We start from the raw sequence: 16,301 nt of genomic DNA, 5'->3' as shown, positions 1-16,301 counted from the left end.
AGGATGCGCTGGAACTAGCGGAGCATACAGAGATTTGAGCGAGTGCGGTCCCGCAACCAGCGGGGCCGTGCCTCTTGGGGAAAATGTTCCTGGTTCTTGCAGTTCGATCGAGCGGCTATGCGCCTCCATTTCGGTCGTTCGCTAGATCGAACTCTGATCCTGGAAGCGGCCGCTCGGCAGCGCTGGGAATACCAGTCTTGAGCCGTCGCCAAGACGGCGAACGGTCATGTGACGTTCTCATCATGGTCGCGCAGACTTTCCGTTTTTACCATCTTCGAGGTATCATTCGGTGGCGCATTGGGCGCGATGCTTAGTCTCGCAGACGCCTTAGCGAGAACACAGGAGTCGGCCGATGACGAGCATACGAATTTCGCAGGACGTCTGACATGGGCGCGACCTCTCGCCCAAGAACCACTGGCCTGCGGCAATTCCTCGACCGTGAGCAGCAGCGCGATTGGATAGCGGGCAAGATCGACTTGCCGGACACGGGCGACCGCTTAGAGTCCCTGGAACAGCGCTTCAAATATGTCGCTCGATTTGAGAAGCTACTTAGTCGCCCGCAAGCAGCGGAAGTACTGGAGATTCTCAGGCTATACGGTCCAAACTGCATTCCGATGCTGCGCAAGACCGAGCGCTACTACTGGTCGGTTTCCTGTCTGCCGTCGACCTCGGACAAGCCGCTCGTACGCGTCAATGCGAGCTGGATGGAGCTTTTTACACTCTATGCCCAAGTCGAAGATATCCGCGCCAGATTCATCGTGCATCTTTCGGATTTCACTACAGATCGTTCAGCCACGCCGAGCCGAGTGGACGAACCCTTTCTCGAGCAAAGCGTCGCGATGCCAGAGCACGTCAGTTATTTCTTCCCGCATGGTGCGGACATTTTCGGCATCAATGTGCGCGGCTCTGTCTCGATCCGCAAATTCCTCACGAGCCGCCGCGTGGTGAGCGCCATTCGCACGTTCAACCTGACGCACATGAACCGGGGGAAGAACGCCTATCAGGCGAGCCATTGCTACAGCGTGGCGGATTACATGCAGGCAGATTGAGGGATTCTCTCATGCGCGAACTCCCCGTCGCCGTCGCGGCCCCATTTCGCGACCTCGAGAATGACGGCGCCAACCTCGGCCGGTGCGCGCCCTACATGTCGGTCATGTCGGTCATAGGGCAGCTACAAAGCTGACATCGCGGTGGAACGGCCGCATATTTGCGCCCTCGTTTCGGTCGTCAAAGCTGCATCACCTGACTTCTAAAAGCGGACATCGCCTATAACCGGACCAGGCGCCCGCCGGCAAACGGTCTGGCCGGTCCGTTCCATCTTCGTTTCGGCTGTGCCGCGCCCTCGGCGGCCGCATGCCACAAACTACCCGATCGAATTGAAGCTCAACGCGGCCGCCGCAGCATCGGGACGAGCGTCGGCGACGAACTGACCTGGATCGCGCCGAGCGGTTCAAAGCCGTAGCGTTTGTAGAACGGAATGTTGCGCGGATTCGAGGATTCCAAATAGGCTGGCGCGTGATCGCGATCGCACCGTGCGAGTGCGTACGCCATCAGCGCGTCGCCGTGACCTTTGCCTTGATGTGCCGGGTCGACGCCGATCAGGGGCAGGTACCAATGTGGTTCGGTCGGGTGGTACGTGGCCATCTGCTCGAATATGGCCGTGGTTTCGGGGGCAAGAGAGCGCGCAACCGTGCTCTCGAGCACCGCACCAAGCCCTTCCTCGTCCGAATGCATCCCGGGCGATAGCCACAGGGCCGTCCCGGCGTAGCCGTCGGTGCAAAAGGCGCTTCCGTTAGGGAATGCGCTGCTCCCGAACGCCCGGATCATTCGCGGCATGGCCGCAAGGTACTGGTGTGCATGCGGCCAGGTCCATCGCGCCATAGGATCCGCTGCAAACGCCAGCATGACCGTTTCGATCGCCAGATCCTCCTCGGACGCGGCCATAACTCTGACTGTTGGCGATTTCACACTGCCCTCCTGACATAGGATACCGGTTGCTGCTGCTTCAGCGGTTCCGGATTCGCTTCGGTCCATTCTGGCCTTCGGACTTGGACATTCAAACAGATTACCTCAGATGCAACTTGGTTGTCTGCTTTCAGGAGCCGGAGAAGTCGTTGGAAGGCCTATTCAAGGTCCGAACGGAACAGCCGCTTCTCATCGATGTCATCCCGTAAGCTGCCCGTCCGCTCTCGGCCCCCGAGCTGCTACGCTGGTGTTTCCCGTTTCTCCATCGGCCAATCAAGGCCGAGGAGAACTCACATGGGCCACTCTCAATACGATGATGCCAGCCGTGAACGCGCCGCTTGGAACGCAGGAAAGAAGGTGGGAACCAAGCGTCCGCTCACACAGAAGCAAATCTGGGCTGTTCGCTTCTTCCTCGATCGCGAGGGACGTATTCGTGACCGCGCCTTGTTCGATCTGGCAATCGACAGCAAGCTTCGCGGCTGCGACCTGATAAAGATCAGGATCCGCGATCTGGTCGCCGGGCCGGAAATTCGGACCCGTGCGATCGTTGTTCAGCAAAAGACGGGTCGGCCAGTCCAGTTTGAGATCACCAGCGACGTCAGAGCCAGCCTTCTGGCTTGGCTTGAAAGGCGTGGGGGCACGGTCGACGACTATGCATTCCCGAGCCGGATCAATCACGCCCACCACATGAGCACGCGGCAATACGCCCGCCTGGTAGACGAATGGGTCACCGCGATTGGTCTGCGTCCAGAGGAGTATGGCACGCATTCGCTTCGACGCACGAAGGCATCGATGATCTACAAAGCGACAGGAAATCTCCGCGCCATCCAGATCCTGCTTGGCCACTCCAAGATCGAGAACACCGTTCGCTACCTTGGCGTCGACGTTGAGGACGCACTGCTCTTAGCAGAGCGAACCGAAATTTGACATCTCGGCGGTCACCAAATTGGATGACCGCTTCAGCGTACGGCGTACGTTGCCGTTCTGTCAGTCCTGTGGTGAAACCAGTCAGGCAGTTTTCAGACCACGCTTGTCATAAGCGGCCATCATATCGGTAGCTTGCTTAGTGGTGACCGCTCCATTCCGGCGTGAGATCAAAGCTTTTCGGACCCCCGCGCGATGTTGCGACGCAGCGGAGTAGAATGACGGCTCGCTATCGAACCGCGGTCTTGGTGAACCCCTTCCAATCAGTGCGCAGCGAAGTTCAGCGGACGCTCACCAAGGATAAGCTCCGTCGGGCCCAGTGAAACTCCCGGTCGGGCTTTCCGTGTCCAGGGCCGCAAGAACAAGCGGCCGGGCTCCGACCTCGACGCTGTCCGTTCCCTGGAAATCGTTGATGGCGGTTGCCGTGTAGCTAGGACTGGCCGCACGAACCTTGATGCCGGTGCCTTCGAGTTCAATAGAAAGCGCCAGGGTCATGGCGTTGAGGGCGGTCTTGGATGCGGGATAGGTCACACCGAAATAGGGGCGGAATGGAAAGTCCGGGTCGGAATTGAGCGTCAACGAACCTACCCCGCTTGAGACATTCAGAATGCGTCCTGTGGAGGATGATCGGATCAGCGGCAGCATTGCCTGCGTCACAGCAAGGACGCCGAAGACGTTTGTGTCGAATACTGCCCTAACCTCGTCCAGCGGCGCGGCGCTTGCGGAGAGGCCCGACGCATACCGCCCCGATTGGCTGATCGCGGCATTGTTGACCAAGAGATCGAGACGGCCGAATTCGGCAGTAACGCGTTCCGCCGCGTTCGCTATGCTCATCGCATCTGTGACATCGAGCTGGATGGCGACAGCGCCTTCCCCGATCTCCTCGGCGGCCCTTTGTCCGTTCGCAAAATCCCGCGATCCAAGAAGAACAGTGTAACCGTGTCCGACCAGTTCCTTTGCGACCTGCTTTCCAAGCCCTTTATTGGCCCCGGTGACCAGGGCTACCATCTTCTCTTTCATTACCTTTTGCTCCTCTAAGATATCCGCTCTCGCAGTTCGGGCGAGCGTTTCGTCACATACCCATGAAGCGCCAAGACCATGCAGAAGGTGGCAGGCAGGACTAGCATCCATTCCCTCATGGAGCTCGGGGCCGGGATTCGATCTGCCGTCAGACTTGTGCGGCTCCGCCGTCAACGAAGACCTCGCTACCGGTCATGAAGCTGCTTTCATCCGAGGCAAGGAAGAGCGCCGCAGCCGCCGTCTCCTCGGGCTGTGCAACACGCCCGAGCGGCGTCTGAGCGGCGAAGCCCGCCAGCAGCGCATCCTCCTCTCCCGGCGTCGCCAAGCCCTTGACGCCGGGCGTCTCGGTGGAGCCGGGAGAGAGCACGTTCACGCGGATGCCGGTCCCCTTCAGGTCCAGTGCCCAGCTTCGGGCAAAATTGCGGATTGCGGCCTTGGTCGCGCTGTAGACGCTGAACGCAGGGGTTCCCATGGAGCCCGTGGTCGACCCTGTGAGGATGATGGATCCGCCGGCGCGCATAAGCGGCAGCGCCTTTTGCACCGTGAACAGCGTTCCCTTGACGTTGACGTCGAACGTAAAATCGAACGACGCCTCGTCGATAGCGCCCAGCGGGGCAAACTGGCCGAGCCCGGCATTGGCGAAAAGAACGTCTATCCGTCCACTCTTCGCCTGCACCGTCGCAAACAGCCGACCGAGGTCGTCCATACGCGAAATGTCGCCCTGCACCGCCGTCACGCCGGAGCCGATCGCTTCTACCGCCCTGTCCAACTCCTCCTGGCGACGGCCGGTGATGAAAACCTCGGCGCCTTCCGCCACAAACCGTTTGGCGGTCGCCAGACCGATGCCGCTGTTGCCGCCGGTTATGACGGCGATTTTACCTTCAAGTCTGCCCATTTCGATCTCCTAGAGAATGATCATTGTTTCGAAATAGAGGCTTGCTTTTCTTTCTTCCAGTATGCACCTTTTGGTAAGTATCAAATTGGAGCATGCGAAATGACCACACCTGGCTTTATCTGCGGGCTGGACGCTGCGTTGGCTGTCATTGGCGGCAAGTGGAAGCCTTTGATCCTGTTCCATCTTTTCCACGAAGCCCGACGCTATGGCGACCTGAGGCGCGCCATCGGCAACGTCAGTCACAAAATGCTTATCCAGCAACTCAAGGAACTGGAGGCTGATGGGATCGTCGATCGGCTCGACTTCAAGGAAATTCCGCCGAAAGTCGAGTATTCCCTCACTGCCTTCGGTCAGACCCTCGCCGGAGCTTTGAAGCCGCTCTGCGCCTGGGGTGCAGAACATATGATCGAAGTCGAAAAACTCATGTCACGCCGCGGCGCGTCCGAGGTGGCGAAAGTCGCCTAACTTTTCGAATATCTTGCCGGTAGGCTAGGGCGCGCCTCAGGTGGCTGCGGTGCGGACATAGTGCCCATCTTCATTGTTCCCGACCTGCCGGGTCAGATTCGAACCGTAGCTGGGTAGGACGCATACACAGTCTGCTTTCTTGGCCTCGCTCACCAGCAGCGGTTCGTTCTCCGGCCCCCATCACTTCGATAATCTGTCGCTGACGGTATGGCAGGTTTTGGGGCCGTCGCCTGATCTGCAGCCGAATGCGCAGCTATCTCGCCTTATCATCCCCAAAGCTGACGGTCTGCTTCCGGCCCCTTGTCGGTCATCTGACGCCCGCGTACCGATGTTCGCTTTATAACGGGCTGTGGACGAGCCCGTGCCCAAGACGATGCCCGGTTCAGGCAAGCGCGACGGCGTCCTGTATGATCTACAAGTGGGCGCGAGGTAGCGGGGCGCGTTATGGCCGCCGGACGGCTAATTCAAGTCAGACAGCGGAAATTATTGCCGCTCGCCCTTCCTGTTGACTGACGCCCAAAGCCAGGGCACAAAGGTGGCATCCACGGTCGCTCGCGGCGGGAAAATATAGGGAATTCAAAGGTAATTTCTCTAAGCCATTGAAATCATGCGAGAATCCAGGTTCCCCAGCCAATTCTCCATGATCATGTTTGGTGACAATCTGCAACCTGCAACGCAGTTTGCGGCATTGCGTGACAGCGCCGCTACTCCGCCGACCGGAACTGCAGCGTAAACACATTCCCGGCGATCTCGTCGGCGAGTGCCTTCGAAAACTCCAGCGGCATGCAGCCTTGCAGCGCCTCGGTCGCCGCCGCCACGAAGGCTTTGCGTTGCGTTTCATCTCCGGTGACGCGAATCGCGGTCGGTTGCGGCGGGCCCATCAACGTGCCGTTGCCCTTGAAGCCGAACTTCAAGGTGACGAAGGAATCCTTGATGCCCACCGGCGGGGTCCAGCATTTGCCGAGCGCGTTGCCCACATCCTCCACGGTTTGCAAGGGCTGCGCCCACGACGGCCCTGTTGCGGTGGCGAGGAACGCGGCCGCCAGAACCCACATGGCAACGACTCTCATTGCGATCCCAACCCCACCTCGAACGAACCGATAATCAGCCGGTTCGAGATTGCGCGTAACTGCGCCCTGACGCAAGCCGCCCGGCGTCTTCGGCAAGGTGGCGAATGTTCCATGCCTACAGCGGTCCGCGTTTCGTCGGATTGCGCATCAGCGCCGTCGGGCCAAAAGTCGATCGCGGGCATCCGGTCGCAAGCCGCACCGTGTTGACGGGCTGCCGAGCGCAGGAGGCGTCGTCAACATTCGGACGCCAGACCCGCCCGACGAAGGTTCCCGATTGATATGCAGCAGTCATTCCCCACGTCCCGATGCATGCAGCGTTTTCGTCGCCGCACGAGCTTTTCGCAGTTACAGCACGTATCTGCGAAGCACCTTTGCAAGGCAAATTGTAGCTGAGGCCGCCTGCAACGGAACATAGCAAGATCTGGAACGTTTAATATTTTACCGTGGCTCTAACCAGCCGTGGCACCGTCGCGACTATACTTGCGACTGTGCAGAGTCACTCTTTAGGTCGCCAGGTCGCCGCTGATTTAGAGAGCCACGTGCCGGCAGTTGCTTTGCGACCGGCCGGCGATCCAGAAAGGATGTGAATACGATGAATCAGCATGAAGAGTTGAAGGACAAGCCGCTCATCGATCCTGTGACGGGTCAGCCGACGACCCAGGATCCCGAGATGCGTGGCAGATTGTCGGGTCGCAGCAGTTGGCCCTTGCTGATCATTCTGCTCGCGGGGCTGGTGCTGGCGCTGATCGCCTGGCTGCCCGCAGAGTTGACCAGGAACACAGAGGAGGCGACGCCGCCGCCGGCAACCTCGGACCAGTCGACGACCACGCCGCCGGCGAGCCCGGCACCACAGCCGCAGACCACACCGGCACAGCCGGCACAACCGGCACAATAAGCCTCAGCCAAGACCTGTCACAAAAACGGGGAGCATCAGTTCTCCCCGTTCCGGCGACCGAATTGGGAGAGATGAGCGAAAATTTCGATTGCGGAGCCGCGCGTCTATCCGACGTGCAAAAGACGTTGTGGCACTTTGAATTGCTGCATGTTTTGTCCCCAATCGGCACGATTTAAGGAAACATGCAGTAGGCTTCGCTGCTCATGGAACAGATCCTCGCCGATATCCTTGCTCCAACGCAGATTCCCTATCCGGTCATATTCGCGCGCTTCTGCGGCGCTATCCTCTTCGGGGCGTTGATCGGCATCGAGCGGGAACAACGGCAGCGGCCGGCCGGTCTCCGGACACACATTCTCGTCAGCCTCGCCTCGTCGATTTTCGCCGTGATCGCGGTGGAAAGCGTGCATATGGCGAGCCTTTCGGGACCCGAAGTGCGGATCGACCCGATCAGGGTCGTGGAGGCCGTCACCGCTGGTGTGGCCTTTCTCGCGGCCGGCTTGATCGTGTTTTCAAGGGGCGAGGTCAAAGGGCTGACCACAGGAGCCGGGATGTGGCTCGCTGGCGCGGTAGGGCTGTCCGTCGGCTTTGGCTTCTGGCTTATCGCCGCCTTCGCCGCCTGCGCAAGCCTCGCCGTGCTTTTCATCCTCTGGCGGCTGGAGGTCGCTCTCCACTGGAAACCGCCGGAACCCTCCGAAGGTGGGGCCGACGGACGCCCCGCCGTCCCTCGGGACGCTGCAGCCGTCTCGAAGGAACGCTAGATCATTTCATTGTTTCAGTGAAACAGTGAAATGATCTGACCCTTTGAAACTACGCAATTCCGGACGGAAAACCGTTACACACTTTTCCTGGAGTTGCTCTAACGGCCGGGAAAAGCAGATGGGACTTCCGGATCGGAACGGCCGCGAATGGCGGCTTGGCCTGCGCGCGGATTCTTCCGGGCAGGCCCTCTCTGTCGATGTGCCTGCAGCATGGCGACCGCCCGGCGGGCATCTTCGGGCGTTTGGAATACCTGGCCGTCCAGCGGCCACACACTGTATTTGACAGCGACAAAACGCAATTGTCCGTTGTCAGGTATCAGTGCGCCGACCGCCTCGCCGGCGAATTCTATCGTCTACTTGCTCATAGGCGTGAAACTCCCTCCCGGCGGCTCGCGGAGCGACGGGCAATTTTCGCTGGGCAGGCACCAGCGAACCGAACCCTCACCTTCAGCCACCCGCGAAACACCTGAGCGACCGTTTGGTTCCACGCGCGGACAACAAAAACGGCAGCGCGATGCTCATCCGGGGGGAAATTCATCGCCCTAATGCATGTCGGCCAAAAAGTGTGCAGCGGTTTTTGGACAACGACATAAATCAAAACAAAGACCCTGAAGCGCGTCGCAAGCGGCGCTTTAGGCGAGAAAGCGCTCGGGCCGATAGGGAGCGATGTCGATCACGGTCTTTTCGCCGGTCATGGCTTCGGCCAGCGCCCGGCCGGTGACCGGGCCGAGCGTCATGCCGTGATGCGCATGGCCGAAGGCGAACCAGAGGCCCTCGTGCCGCGGTGCCTTGCCTATGATCGGCATCATATCGGGCGTACAGGGCCGCGCTCCCAGCCATGGCTCCTCGTCGCGCCGTTCGGCCAGCGGGAAGAACTCGCGCGCGACCCTTTCGGCCCGGGTCAACTGTACCGGCGTTTTCGGTGCGTCCCGCAGTGCGAATTCCGCGCCTGTCGTCAAGCGGATCCCGCGCAGCATCGGCGCCAGGAAATAGCCCTTTTCGGCGTCGAGCACCCAGTTGTTAAGCGTTGCCCCTTCCTGGACGCCGTAGTGCATGTGGTAGCCGCGCTTGACCGCGAGCGGAAAATGATAGCCAAGCTTGCGCGTCACCGTATCGGCCCAGGGACCGAGCGCCACCACCACCTCGCGGGTCTCGAGCGGACCTTCCGGTGTGGCCACCCGCCAGCCGGCGCCCTCGAGAATGTGTTCCAAGGTTGCGGCGTCGCCCGAGACGAGCCGACCGCCGAGCGATTGGAAATAAGCGAGGTAGGCCTTGTTGAGGCTGTGCGGATCGCGGATCGACCAGGGGTCGGTCCAGCGCAGCCCGCCGGCGAGCTCGACGCGGATGGATGGTTCTATGGTCCTGAGCTCGCTCGTCGAGAGTTTCTGATGGTTGACCCCAAAACCGGCGGACAGTTTTTCCGCGTCCTTGTAGGCGGCGTCGCGCTCCTTTTCCGTGCGAAACACCTTCATCCAGCCATCCTTGCGGATGAGGTCCGCGGCACCGGAGGCCTCGATCAGGTCCTTGTGCTCGGCGATCGAGTTTTCGATCAGCGGTGCATAAAGATGGGCGATCCGCTGGTGCTGGGTGAAGCCGGAGTGCCACCAATAGCGCGCCAGAAAGGGCACCAGCCCCGGCAGCGCGCGAAAATGATAGCTGGCGTCGATAGTGTTGTTCAGCGCGTAGCGGAAAAGCGCACCGAAATCATGCGGAAAGCCGTAGGGAAAGACGCCTTCGCGCTGGATAAGGCCGGCGTTACCGTAGGACGTCTCTTCTCCGGGACCGCGCCGATCGAGAAGCACCACCGACTTCCCGCGTCGCGCCAGATGGATGGCGGCGGAAATGCCGACAATGCCGGCGCCCAGAACTACTACGTCAGTCTTCATGTGCCACTGCCCCGCTTGCTCGCTCACAAATCCGCCGCAGGCGCCAGAGGCACGCTGCAGCAGTTGCGTCGCTACTTTTTCAACTTGCTCATGATCTGCTCCAGCGAACCGAGGAGCACGGCGGAAACGACAAAAGCCAGATGCATGATTGTCGCCCACATCAGCTTCTCGCTCGTGAACTGCTGGGCATTGAGGAAGATCTGCAGAAGATGGATCGACGAGATCGCCACGATGGAGGAGGCGACCTTGATCTTCAGGCTGCCGGAATCAAGCTTGCCCAGGAACGAGACCTCGCCTTCCCCCTCGTCGAAGCGGCTGACGAAATTTTCGTATCCCGAAATCATCACCATGACGATCAGGCTTGCGACGAGCGCAGCGTCGATGAGCCCAAGCATTGCCAATATCATCTGGGCATCGTCGTAGACGAAGACCAGGCCCGCAACCTTCAGGAACTTGTAAATGAAGGAAATGCCGTAGAGGGCAAGAGCCGCAACCAGCCCGAGATAAAAGACGACCAATAGCCATCGGCTCGAAAGGATGATGCGCTCGACGATGAGTTCCAGGGACTTCATGAGATTGTTCTGTTCCTACCAGTGGGTGGGTACCCGCATGAATAGCCAAGCGCATTGGCCAGAGCAAGGGAACCGAACATTGCTTACGGAAAAGGGCGAAGCGTTACGCTTCGCCCCCTTCCTCATTCATGAGCCCACGGACTTACCGCGTCAGGTCTTGCGCATGAGTCCGGCAACAAGCGAAATCACCAAGAATACCAGGAACAGGAAGAACAAGACCTGGGCAATGCCTGCCGAAGCTCCAGCAATACCACCAAAGCCGAGAATGCCGGCGATGATGGCAACAATCAGAAAGACGAGAGCATAGTAGAGCATCGATATCTCCAATGTCTGCGTTGGTGAAATCGTAACGCGTAGTTCATCGTCTTTGTTCCGGTTCCATGTTTCTCTCGGCGAAACCCTAGAAATCCTTTGAGGTAAGGGGGAAACATTTCGTTAACCAAGGAACGAGAAACGGCCCCAAGATCGGCACGTGGAAACAAAATTTGCCAGGAACCTTCGATAGGGCTTGGCGTTGTTCCGGTAACGAAGGCTTTGGGAATTCAATGAAGATTCCGTCGCGACATATATGGAAATCGGTGACCGAGGTCGCCCGGCACAACGCGGCCGTGCGCAGCCATAATCTGCATATCGGCAGGACGATGCGCGATCTTCACATCCATACGGAAGAGAAGAGCAATAAACGTCTGCAAGCTCTTCTTGACGCACTGGAAAAGGCAGAACACGGCACTGACGGACGATAAGCAACGCGCGTCCATTGCAAGACGCGCGTCACATCCTTCCCGGTGTCAGCCTGTCAATGGCGCGATGCCCACTCGTCGATCTGACGCTCCGCCTCTTCCTTGGCAATTCCGTAACGCGCCTGGATGCGGCCGGCGAGTTCCTTCCGATTGCCGTTGATGACGTCGAGATCGTCGTTCGTGAGCTTCCCCCATTGACCCTGGGCCTTGCCCTTGAATTCGGTCCACCGGCCTTCGATGATGTCCCAGTTCATGAGTACGCTCCTTTCAATCTTCGATGCGGAAAGTCACTCGTCGTCGGCCGAAGGACGGGCACGGCCCGCAATCGTATAGGGCTCTTCCTCGGGCGTCACGCTCACTTCAAGCTTCCTCGCGGGCGTGATCGTCCATTCGATTACTGCACTCTCGACGATGAGCGCAGGATCGACATCGGCGCACTTGCCATAGGCCGTCTTGAAAACCTTGCCGACCTCCTCCATCGCCGGAGGAAGCAAGGCTTGGCATTCCTCGACGGTTTCGAAGGCGACCACCGGCGATGGCACCTCCCGGCACGCCGTTGTTTCCTGCATGCAGCCAACGAGAACCATGATGGCGGCAACATGTTCCATTTCCGCGCTCCTTCGACGCCGACACGCAGAACAAACGGCAGAAGCCCGTTGCGGGTTCCATGGCTCCGCCGGGCTTCTGTTGCTCGGCATCAATGACGAAGACGCAACAACCATCACGCGCGTCAGCACCTGAACTGCGGAACAAAAAGGCGGCAATCGGCGTTTGCGCAACAATTGACGAGCGCCGCAGCCGCGGCGATATTCACGGAGACACGAATGAGAGGGCCGACAGCACTGGGCGCGACCAGCCCCAAGACAGTGGAAACGCTCGGTGATCGCCGGCATCGCGAAAGGTCAGGGCCAGAGTCCTACTCATGACGTCTTCACGACGGTCGCTGTGTCCGGTCGTACGACACGGCTTGCTACTCCCGCAGTTCAGTAACCAACCTCGGATAGGAACAACGCACCATGAAGAAGATCCTTCTCGTCGCAAGCCTGATCCTTCCCCTTGCGGCCTGCACCGCAACGGAGAAAGGTACTGCAATCGGCGCAGCTTCCGGCGGCATCATCGGTGGCGCCATAACGAATGATGTCCGGGGAGCCGCTGTCGGCGCCGCCGTCGGCGGTGTTGCCGGCGCCCTCATCGGCCGTGCGAATGAGCCCGGCTATTGTTACTATCGCGACCAGTACGGCCGCCGCTACACCGCGCGTTGCTGATCGGGATAGGCTACTGCATGTTTCCTTGAATCGTAGCCGATTCAAGAATAAAAACATGCAGCAATTCAAAGTGTTACGCCGTCGCCTGTACGTCTGACAAGACGCGGCCCCGGAGTGCGAGACCCGGCCGGCCAGCGAGCAATTGCCGCCGGGTTGCCACCACGCAAGCCCCCACAAGCTAGCGCACGTCGTGATTGCGTCGGTGCGAAGCCGCCTAATGGAACGGCGGACATCAGCGCGGTAACCGTGCGCTCTCGGCCACGTCAAGACGCTCGAGCAACTCAATGAACTGCCGCGGAATCGGTTCGTTTTCCAAGGCTTGGTAAAGCGCCTTCAATTTCGACGCGATCTGTGCGCTCGGATCCGCCATCAAGGGAGGCTTGGCGGCAGCGCGCTGCGCCTTGCGCCGTCCGGAAGGCTCATTCATTTGCCGCTTCCGCGCGCCAAAGGCCTGATCCCCCGTTCCGGCCATTCCTGTCCCATATGCCCGTCATCTGCTTACTCTAGGCTTTCCATAATCCAAAAGACGTGCTCAAAACATTGTCGTATCTTGCTGCACGCCCGTTGTCCGCAAGACCGGGACCATACCGGCACAATAGTTTAGGAAGACCTAAATGTCACTTTCCACCAGGATTGCGCCACATCTTCCCTATCTGCGACGCTTTGCTCGCGCTGTAACGGGCTCGCAAGCCGCGGGCGACGCCTATGTTGCTGCCGTTCTCGAGTCACTGATCGAAGATGTCAGCCTGTTTCCAACCGCCTCCAGCGATCGAATCGGTCTCTATAAGCTGTTCTGCTCGCTGTTCGACACGCTGGAAATCGATCGCACGCAATTGGCGTCGCCCTTCGCTTGGGAGCGCAGGGCCGCGGCCAATCTGTCGCTGATCGCACCGACGCCGCGCCAGGCATTCCTGCTGATCGCCGTCGAAGGCTTTTCCACGAGCGAGGCCGCCGAGATCATGAACCTCAAGCCCGGCGCATTCGCCACTCTTCTCGCCGGGGCGTCACAAGAGATTTCGCGTCAGGTGGCGACGGAGATCATGATTATCGAAGACGAACCGCTGATCGCAATGGATATCGAGGACATGGTGACAAGCCTCGGCCATCGTGTCACCGGGATCGCTCGAACCTATCGCGAGGCGCTCGAACTCTATCGGACGACATCGCCGAAAATGGTGCTTGCCGATATCCAACTCGCCGACGGCAGTTCCGGTATCGACGCCGTCAACGATATCCTGGCGGAAACCACCGTGCCGGTGATCTTCATCACGGCCTTCCCCGAGCGGCTCCTGACGGGCAAGAAGCCGGAGCCGGCTTTTCTGGTGACGAAACCCTTCAACCCGGAAATGGTGAAAGCGCTGATCAGCCAGGCCCTGTTCTTCGACGAACAGGCGCGCACCGGGCACCCGTAAACTACCGCGTGGTTCCTTAACTCGCAGCCGATTTTAAGCGTAAAAACATACAGCAATTCAAAGTGCTTCAGCGACCTTTGCGCGTCGGAAAGGCGCGCGGTGCTGTAGCGACCCACCGGCTGCTATCCGGTACCGGATCCGACGTCACTCCGGCAACTGCCGGACGGCAGGCGGTTCGCGCACCTGCTCGAAAACGGTCATGGCGATAAGTGACAGGGGCAGCGCCAGCAGCGCGCCGACGGCGCCCCACATCCAGGTCCAGAAAATGATCGCGACGAAAATCAGAAATGGATTGACCGCGAAGCGGTGCCCCAGGACGGCTGGAACGACGAGGTTTTCCATGAGCAGATGCACGACGAAGAAAGCGACAGCGGGCGCAAATCCCAGAAGCAGCACGTCATGCGTCATCAATCCGCCGACGAGCAGCGACAGCGTCATGAAGGTCACGCCGAGATAGGGAATGAAACTCGACACGAAAGCAAACAACCCCCACAACGGTGCCATGGTCAATCCGCCGACAAACGCGATCACCATCGTCATCACGCCGAGCGCCAGATAGATAAGGCTCGCCGTCGAAAAATACTGGGCGAGTGCATCCTCGGTCGCGTTCATGATCCGGATCGCGTTCAAACGATGCTCCCTTCTGGCAAACGCAAGGATGATGGTGCCGCGCAGCTGAAGGCGGCCTAGAAGGAAGAGGATAAGGGCCGCGAGAAAAATCAGTGTCTGGACGAGTGCCGGCGTCAAGCCTGCTGCAACGGTTCCAAGCACGGGACCAGCGTTCTTTACGAGCGTGTCGGCAAGTGCGTTGGGGTCGGCGTTGCGTATCATCGCCATTCTCAACCAGGTGAACCGCTCGATGAACGGCAATATGCGATCCACGACGCCCTCGGCCAGCCGAGGCGCCTCACGCGCCACGTCGGTGATCGGGCCGAGAAGTGCATTCACCAACGAGGACAGCCCGAACACGAAGAGAAGCGCCAGCAAAAGGCCCCCGAAGATCGGAGGCAGGCCGAATCTCTCCAATTCGTCGGCCGCCCTGCCCAGCACGATGCCGACGATAATCGCCAGTGTGATCGGCATCAGGATCGCTTCCATGGAATAGACCGCCGCTGACGAGGCGATGATGAAGAGGCCGACCGTGCTTAACGGGACCGCCAGCTCGATGCCGTTGCGCTTTCGCGCGGCGCCGGTCGGCGATTCGACCAGGGCAATTTCCTTGTCCACGCTGCGCTCCCGTTTGCGGTCGGTCGTAATTTCCATCGCGTCCTTCTTTTCTGCTACCGTTCGCAACGTCGGCAATGCCACCGATCAGGCTGCGAATCCGGAACAGTCCGCCCCCTCGCCCCACACCGACACATCCGCCCTTCACTCAAAGCCGTCGCTTAGTGTTGTCCCGGTGGGAAAATGTGGAGCGTCAGGGAAAGCAGGCCCAACCCGAGAACGATCATCAGCAGCACGCGCGCCACTTCATCCGTTGTCTGCGGGATGAGGCCGAAACCGATCACGATCCCCGCGAGCGCCAGCACGAAAAAGCGGGGCAGCCAATAGAGCATTGGTCATTCCTTTCCATTACGGAATGACCCATAAACGCCCGAGCGAATGCTTGGTTCCTGCTGTATGTCTCCTTGGACATAACCGATCTGACGACAAAAAACATGCCGAAATTCAAGATGCTACAGCGTCCCTTGCGCGTCCGATAAGACGTGCGGCGCTCTACTGCATGTTTCCTTAAATCGTGCCGATTTAAGGATAAAAACATGCAGCAATTCAAGGTGCTGCAGCGTCCTTTGCGCGTCTGATAAGACGCGCGGCGCTGTAGTACGAGGTAATCTGTGAGGCCGAAGCAAAACGCCGCCGTGCACAGGGCACGACGGCGCGCTTCAGTTCAGCCAAACGCTCAAAAGAGGAAGGGTTTACGCGGCAGCAGTGACAATGACTTCAACGAGATATTCCGGCGTTGCGAGCTTGGCTTCGCCAGTCGCACGGGCGGGCGTGTGGCCTTGCGGCACCCAGGCATCCCAAACGGAATTCATCTTGGCGAAGTCGGCCATGTCTGCGAGCCAGATCGTTGCCGAAAGTATGCGCGTCTTGTCCGTGCCCGCGAGCGCGAGAAGACGATCGACTTCGGCAAGCGCCTGCTTCGTCTGGGTGACGACGTCGTCACCGGCGTTGCCGACCTGGCCGGCCAGGTAAACCGTGTTGTTATAGACCACGGCCTGACTCATCCGCGGGCCGGTTTCAAAGCGCTTGATTTCCATTGTGATCATCCTGAGGTTTGGGCCGGACTTTTCCCTCCGGCCGATAGCGTCCGCCCGCCGCCGGAAGGCGAGTGGTGACGGCGGCGGAGAAGCTCTACACTAAAGGGAAATCAAGACCAAGGAGCCGCCACGCCCGGCCGGTCGAAACCTCAGGCCGAACGCAGTTGGATCCT

General features: G+C 59.6%; 24 protein-coding genes. 9 read left to right on the top strand and 15 right to left on the bottom strand.

What is annotated here, in order from left to right; translation table 11 throughout:
- Nucleotides 1-386 precede the first annotated feature (386 nt).
- Nucleotides 387-1,049, top strand: a complete 663-nt coding sequence (locus QN222_RS26820) for a hypothetical protein (protein ID WP_283965806.1) — start codon at nt 387-389, stop codon at nt 1,047-1,049.
- A gap of 11 nt (nt 1,050-1,060) precedes the next feature.
- Nucleotides 1,061-1,183, top strand: a complete 123-nt coding sequence (locus QN222_RS26815) for a hypothetical protein (RefSeq protein WP_283965807.1) — start codon at nt 1,061-1,063, stop codon at nt 1,181-1,183.
- Nucleotides 1,184-1,383: 200 nt separating this feature from the next.
- Here QN222_RS26815 and QN222_RS26810 read toward each other — a convergent pair whose 3' ends face one another.
- Nucleotides 1,384-1,944 carry an N-acetyltransferase gene (locus QN222_RS26810; RefSeq protein ID WP_283965808.1) on the bottom strand — a complete coding sequence of 187 codons (561 nt, stop codon included), beginning with the start codon at nt 1,942-1,944 and terminating at the stop codon, nt 1,384-1,386.
- Between the two features lie 315 nt (nt 1,945-2,259).
- On the opposite strand from QN222_RS26810, the gene QN222_RS26805 reads away from it, so the two are divergent.
- Nucleotides 2,260-2,892, top strand: coding sequence for a tyrosine-type recombinase/integrase (locus QN222_RS26805; RefSeq protein ID WP_283965809.1), 633 nt, complete (start codon nt 2,260-2,262; stop codon nt 2,890-2,892).
- A gap of 288 nt (nt 2,893-3,180) precedes the next feature.
- On the opposite strand, the gene QN222_RS26800 is transcribed toward QN222_RS26805, so the two are convergent.
- Together QN222_RS26800 and QN222_RS26795 are read right to left on the bottom strand one after the other, a co-directional pair.
- A complete protein-coding gene (locus QN222_RS26800) occupies nt 3,181-4,083 on the bottom strand; it encodes an SDR family NAD(P)-dependent oxidoreductase (protein ID WP_283965810.1) in 903 nt (300 codons plus the stop codon).
- Nucleotides 4,058-4,804, bottom strand: coding sequence for a glucose 1-dehydrogenase (locus QN222_RS26795; RefSeq protein ID WP_283965811.1), 747 nt, complete (start codon nt 4,802-4,804; stop codon nt 4,058-4,060). The genes QN222_RS26800 and QN222_RS26795 overlap by 26 nt, the downstream gene beginning before the upstream one ends.
- 99 nt (nt 4,805-4,903) lie before the next feature.
- Between QN222_RS26795 and QN222_RS26790 the strand changes: the two genes are divergently transcribed.
- Nucleotides 4,904-5,269: a helix-turn-helix domain-containing protein gene (locus QN222_RS26790; RefSeq protein ID WP_283965812.1), complete on the top strand. Its 366-nt coding sequence runs from the start codon at nt 4,904-4,906 to the stop codon at nt 5,267-5,269.
- Nucleotides 5,270-5,973: 704 nt separating this feature from the next.
- On the opposite strand, the gene QN222_RS26785 is transcribed toward QN222_RS26790, so the two are convergent.
- Nucleotides 5,974-6,324, bottom strand: coding sequence for a hypothetical protein (locus tag QN222_RS26785; protein ID WP_283965813.1), 351 nt, complete (start codon nt 6,322-6,324; stop codon nt 5,974-5,976).
- 130 nt (nt 6,325-6,454) lie between these two features.
- Nucleotides 6,455-6,631, bottom strand: coding sequence for a hypothetical protein (locus QN222_RS26780; protein ID WP_283965814.1), 177 nt, complete (start codon nt 6,629-6,631; stop codon nt 6,455-6,457).
- A 300-nt stretch (nt 6,632-6,931) separates the two neighbouring features.
- Between QN222_RS26780 and QN222_RS26775 the strand changes: the two genes are divergently transcribed.
- Together QN222_RS26775 and QN222_RS26770 are read left to right on the top strand one after the other, a co-directional pair.
- Entirely contained in the window at nt 6,932-7,234 is a 303-nt protein-coding gene (locus tag QN222_RS26775) for a hypothetical protein (protein WP_283965815.1), read from the top strand.
- A 203-nt stretch (nt 7,235-7,437) separates the two neighbouring features.
- On the top strand, nt 7,438-7,992 hold the full coding sequence (locus tag QN222_RS26770; RefSeq protein WP_283961532.1) for an MgtC/SapB family protein: 555 nt from the start codon (nt 7,438-7,440) through the stop codon (nt 7,990-7,992).
- A 98-nt stretch (nt 7,993-8,090) separates the two neighbouring features.
- Here the strand turns inward: QN222_RS26770 and QN222_RS26765 are convergent, their stop codons facing one another.
- The 4 genes from QN222_RS26765 to QN222_RS26750 all read right to left on the bottom strand — a co-directional run bounded on the left by QN222_RS26765 (nt 8,091) and on the right by QN222_RS26750 (nt 10,765).
- Entirely contained in the window at nt 8,091-8,342 is a 252-nt protein-coding gene (locus tag QN222_RS26765) for a hypothetical protein (protein WP_283961606.1), read from the bottom strand.
- Nucleotides 8,343-8,624: 282 nt separating this feature from the next.
- Nucleotides 8,625-9,878: an FAD-binding oxidoreductase gene (locus QN222_RS26760; RefSeq protein ID WP_283961533.1), complete on the bottom strand. Its 1,254-nt coding sequence runs from the start codon at nt 9,876-9,878 to the stop codon at nt 8,625-8,627.
- A 71-nt stretch (nt 9,879-9,949) separates the two neighbouring features.
- The gene (locus QN222_RS26755) at nt 9,950-10,450 is read right to left on the bottom strand and encodes a TIGR00645 family protein (RefSeq protein WP_180940256.1); all 501 of its coding nucleotides are present in this window, start codon (nt 10,448-10,450) and stop codon (nt 9,950-9,952) included.
- Between the two features lie 150 nt (nt 10,451-10,600).
- The gene (locus tag QN222_RS26750) at nt 10,601-10,765 is read right to left on the bottom strand and encodes a DUF1328 domain-containing protein (RefSeq protein ID WP_283961534.1); all 165 of its coding nucleotides are present in this window, start codon (nt 10,763-10,765) and stop codon (nt 10,601-10,603) included.
- 230 nt (nt 10,766-10,995) lie between these two features.
- On the opposite strand from QN222_RS26750, the gene QN222_RS26745 reads away from it, so the two are divergent.
- A complete protein-coding gene (locus QN222_RS26745; RefSeq protein ID WP_283961535.1) occupies nt 10,996-11,193 on the top strand; it encodes a hypothetical protein in 198 nt (65 codons plus the stop codon).
- Nucleotides 11,194-11,246: 53 nt separating this feature from the next.
- On the opposite strand, the gene QN222_RS26740 is transcribed toward QN222_RS26745, so the two are convergent.
- Nucleotides 11,247-11,444: a CsbD family protein gene (locus tag QN222_RS26740; RefSeq protein ID WP_180940255.1), complete on the bottom strand. Its 198-nt coding sequence runs from the start codon at nt 11,442-11,444 to the stop codon at nt 11,247-11,249.
- 33 nt (nt 11,445-11,477) lie between these two features.
- Nucleotides 11,478-11,798, bottom strand: coding sequence for a hypothetical protein (locus QN222_RS26735; protein WP_283961536.1), 321 nt, complete (start codon nt 11,796-11,798; stop codon nt 11,478-11,480).
- A 408-nt stretch (nt 11,799-12,206) separates the two neighbouring features.
- On the opposite strand from QN222_RS26735, the gene QN222_RS26730 reads away from it, so the two are divergent.
- Nucleotides 12,207-12,455, top strand: a complete 249-nt coding sequence (locus QN222_RS26730; protein WP_283961537.1) for a glycine zipper domain-containing protein — start codon at nt 12,207-12,209, stop codon at nt 12,453-12,455.
- A gap of 232 nt (nt 12,456-12,687) precedes the next feature.
- On the opposite strand, the gene QN222_RS26725 is transcribed toward QN222_RS26730, so the two are convergent.
- Nucleotides 12,688-12,825 carry a NepR family anti-sigma factor gene (locus QN222_RS26725; RefSeq protein ID WP_283961607.1) on the bottom strand — a complete coding sequence of 46 codons (138 nt, stop codon included), beginning with the start codon at nt 12,823-12,825 and terminating at the stop codon, nt 12,688-12,690.
- Between the two features lie 244 nt (nt 12,826-13,069).
- Here QN222_RS26725 and QN222_RS26720 point away from each other — a divergent pair, with 244 nt between their 5' ends.
- Entirely contained in the window at nt 13,070-13,867 is a 798-nt protein-coding gene (locus tag QN222_RS26720) for a response regulator (RefSeq protein WP_283961538.1), read from the top strand.
- Nucleotides 13,868-14,011: 144 nt separating this feature from the next.
- Here QN222_RS26720 and QN222_RS26715 read toward each other — a convergent pair whose 3' ends face one another.
- The 3 genes from QN222_RS26715 to QN222_RS26705 all read right to left on the bottom strand — a co-directional run bounded on the left by QN222_RS26715 (nt 14,012) and on the right by QN222_RS26705 (nt 16,128).
- Nucleotides 14,012-15,130, bottom strand: coding sequence for an AI-2E family transporter (locus tag QN222_RS26715; RefSeq protein WP_283961539.1), 1,119 nt, complete (start codon nt 15,128-15,130; stop codon nt 14,012-14,014).
- A 122-nt stretch (nt 15,131-15,252) separates the two neighbouring features.
- Complete coding sequence (locus tag QN222_RS26710) at nt 15,253-15,423, bottom strand: hypothetical protein (protein WP_283961540.1); 171 nt, start codon at nt 15,421-15,423, stop codon at nt 15,253-15,255.
- 360 nt (nt 15,424-15,783) lie between these two features.
- The gene (locus QN222_RS26705) at nt 15,784-16,128 is read right to left on the bottom strand and encodes a RidA family protein (protein WP_153438308.1); all 345 of its coding nucleotides are present in this window, start codon (nt 16,126-16,128) and stop codon (nt 15,784-15,786) included.
- Between the last annotated feature and the right edge of the window lie 173 nt (nt 16,129-16,301).

This window comes from Sinorhizobium sp. 6-70 (assembly GCF_030124375.1).
Lineage (GTDB): Bacteria > Pseudomonadota > Alphaproteobacteria > Rhizobiales > Rhizobiaceae > Sinorhizobium.
Note: the sequence above shows the minus strand (reverse complement) of the source record. Positions and strands in the feature narration are given on the sequence as shown.

Excerpts from the sequence above, each read along its gene's own strand:
- QN222_RS26820 (WP_283965806.1), top strand. The coding sequence starts at position 387 with ATGGGCGCGACCTCTCGCCCAAGAACCACTGGCCTGCGGCAATTCCTC.
- QN222_RS26815 (WP_283965807.1), top strand. The coding sequence starts at position 1,061 with ATGCGCGAACTCCCCGTCGCCGTCGCGGCCCCATTTCGCGACCTCGAG.
- QN222_RS26810 (WP_283965808.1), bottom strand. The coding sequence starts at position 1,944 with ATGGCCGCGTCCGAGGAGGATCTGGCGATCGAAACGGTCATGCTGGCG.
- QN222_RS26805 (WP_283965809.1), top strand. The coding sequence starts at position 2,260 with ATGGGCCACTCTCAATACGATGATGCCAGCCGTGAACGCGCCGCTTGG.
- QN222_RS26795 (WP_283965811.1), bottom strand. The coding sequence starts at position 4,804 with ATGGGCAGACTTGAAGGTAAAATCGCCGTCATAACCGGCGGCAACAGC.
- QN222_RS26790 (WP_283965812.1), top strand. The coding sequence starts at position 4,904 with ATGACCACACCTGGCTTTATCTGCGGGCTGGACGCTGCGTTGGCTGTC.
- QN222_RS26785 (WP_283965813.1), bottom strand. The coding sequence starts at position 6,324 with ATGTGGGTTCTGGCGGCCGCGTTCCTCGCCACCGCAACAGGGCCGTCG.
- QN222_RS26780 (WP_283965814.1), bottom strand. The coding sequence starts at position 6,631 with ATGACTGCTGCATATCAATCGGGAACCTTCGTCGGGCGGGTCTGGCGT.
- QN222_RS26775 (WP_283965815.1), top strand. The coding sequence starts at position 6,932 with ATGAATCAGCATGAAGAGTTGAAGGACAAGCCGCTCATCGATCCTGTG.
- QN222_RS26770 (WP_283961532.1), top strand. The coding sequence starts at position 7,438 with ATGGAACAGATCCTCGCCGATATCCTTGCTCCAACGCAGATTCCCTAT.
- QN222_RS26760 (WP_283961533.1), bottom strand. The coding sequence starts at position 9,878 with ATGAAGACTGACGTAGTAGTTCTGGGCGCCGGCATTGTCGGCATTTCC.
- QN222_RS26755 (WP_180940256.1), bottom strand. The coding sequence starts at position 10,450 with ATGAAGTCCCTGGAACTCATCGTCGAGCGCATCATCCTTTCGAGCCGA.
- QN222_RS26750 (WP_283961534.1), bottom strand. The coding sequence starts at position 10,765 with ATGCTCTACTATGCTCTCGTCTTTCTGATTGTTGCCATCATCGCCGGC.
- QN222_RS26745 (WP_283961535.1), top strand. The coding sequence starts at position 10,996 with ATGAAGATTCCGTCGCGACATATATGGAAATCGGTGACCGAGGTCGCC.
- QN222_RS26740 (WP_180940255.1), bottom strand. The coding sequence starts at position 11,444 with ATGAACTGGGACATCATCGAAGGCCGGTGGACCGAATTCAAGGGCAAG.
- QN222_RS26735 (WP_283961536.1), bottom strand. The coding sequence starts at position 11,798 with ATGGAACATGTTGCCGCCATCATGGTTCTCGTTGGCTGCATGCAGGAA.
- QN222_RS26730 (WP_283961537.1), top strand. The coding sequence starts at position 12,207 with ATGAAGAAGATCCTTCTCGTCGCAAGCCTGATCCTTCCCCTTGCGGCC.
- QN222_RS26725 (WP_283961607.1), bottom strand. The coding sequence starts at position 12,825 with ATGGCGGATCCGAGCGCACAGATCGCGTCGAAATTGAAGGCGCTTTAC.
- QN222_RS26720 (WP_283961538.1), top strand. The coding sequence starts at position 13,070 with ATGTCACTTTCCACCAGGATTGCGCCACATCTTCCCTATCTGCGACGC.
- QN222_RS26715 (WP_283961539.1), bottom strand. The coding sequence starts at position 15,130 with ATGGAAATTACGACCGACCGCAAACGGGAGCGCAGCGTGGACAAGGAA.
- QN222_RS26710 (WP_283961540.1), bottom strand. The coding sequence starts at position 15,423 with ATGCTCTATTGGCTGCCCCGCTTTTTCGTGCTGGCGCTCGCGGGGATC.
- QN222_RS26705 (WP_153438308.1), bottom strand. The coding sequence starts at position 16,128 with ATGGAAATCAAGCGCTTTGAAACCGGCCCGCGGATGAGTCAGGCCGTG.